The sequence below is a fragment of the Thiolapillus sp. genome (genome assembly GCF_048562965.1).
In the GTDB taxonomy this organism is placed as follows: domain Bacteria; phylum Pseudomonadota; class Gammaproteobacteria; order Chromatiales; family Chromatiaceae; genus Thiolapillus; species Thiolapillus brandeum_A.
Genome location: NZ_JBHNMF010001261.1, coordinates 1 through 745, shown reverse-complemented (window position 1 = coordinate 745; position 745 = coordinate 1). Strand labels below are relative to the sequence as shown.

General features: G+C 57.0%; 1 protein-coding gene. It reads right to left on the bottom strand.

What is annotated here, in order from left to right:
* On the bottom strand, positions 1–612 hold a 612-nt coding region (locus ACOCD2_RS23685; protein WP_293885699.1), incomplete at its 3' end, for a DUF1254 domain-containing protein.
* Positions 613–745 lie beyond the last annotated feature (133 nt).

Here is a 745-nt window from a genome sequence, read left to right as displayed (position 1 = left end):
GCCTACGGCTACGCCCAGGGCATTCTGCAGATAGGAGCGGTCGCATTTTACGCCAAAGAAAGTGGAGCTGTCGGGCAGGGTGCTGCCGAGGTTGTTGAAGTCCTTGCGCAGCTCCATCATCTTCTTTTCGTTCCAATCAGGAATGCCGGACAGGTCTCCCGGGTCGGACTGGCTGACTCTCATAGCATCCTGCAGCTTGTGTGCCCTGGCCAGGTCTTCCTTGCTGTTGGGATCGGCGAAGGTGCGGATGCCAAACATGATGTATCGGGTGCCGATTTCCGGCAGTTCGATGGTCAGTGGTGACTTGGACAGATCGAATACGCCAAAGGAATACAGGGTATCGCGGTTGCCGCTCTGCGTCACTTGCTTGTGGACATCATAGGGTTTTCTGCTGTGGGCAAACTTGCCGAAGGCCTTGTATTTCTCGGAATAGCCCTTGAATTGCAGGTCGGTTTCTGCCCGGACATAGTTGTACACATCCACCTTGGGTGGCTGAGCCACCCAGTCGGGGCTGTAGTATTTTTTCTGGCAATCGGCGGCATTGGCCAGGCCGAGGCCGGCGACAAGGATCAGCGTGCCACCGGCAAGTTGGGTCAATAGTGTCTGTTTCATTGGTTGTTCTCCATCGCTGCCAGCCATGGAGAGCGAAGCGAAGGCTGGTAGTCCCCAGTAGCCGCGAGACCGCACTGTTTTCCCGGCGTGCCTTGCGCCAGAGGGAAAACAAAGTAGGCCTCCGAACGCGGCG